General features: G+C 35.6%; 1 pseudogene. It reads right to left on the bottom strand.

The features are described 5' to 3' along the window. Positions 1-246: pseudogene (locus tag FOT98_RS32755) on the bottom strand (hypothetical protein); the annotation flags it as partial. Positions 247-396 lie beyond the last annotated feature (150 nt).

Genomic DNA, 396 nt, shown 5'->3' with positions numbered 1-396 from the left:
TATTGTCAAGTTGCCAAAAAAGGAGGCATATGGTGAATCGAAACTTATTTGTTTAGCGCTTTCGTCCCAATACCCATTAATCGGAATAGGTATACCACGAAAATTAACTGTACCTACTACTTTGTTGTCTACAATGGAATCAATGGTAAGTATACCTCTAATAATGGATCTCCCCGCAATAGAAGCATCAATCCCCCATACGGATGGAAAGGGGATACTAACTTTGGCTGTCTTTGGAATTTTCAAAATTAACCTCTCCTTGATTATTTTATGTATGGATTGAGTTGTATTTAATCATAATCCTGTAGTAATGATACAGTATATGCACAGAGAATCACTTAGGTGTTTTGTTAAGAAAGAAGCATCAATAATCAATCAGCCTACTGTCTAGATGAA

The sequence above is a fragment of the Bacillus sp. HY001 genome (assembly GCF_007558965.1).
Taxonomy (GTDB): Bacteria; Bacillota; Bacilli; order Bacillales; family Bacillaceae_G; genus Bacillus_A; species Bacillus_A mobilis.
Note: the sequence above shows the minus strand (reverse complement) of the source record. Positions and strands in the feature narration are given on the sequence as shown.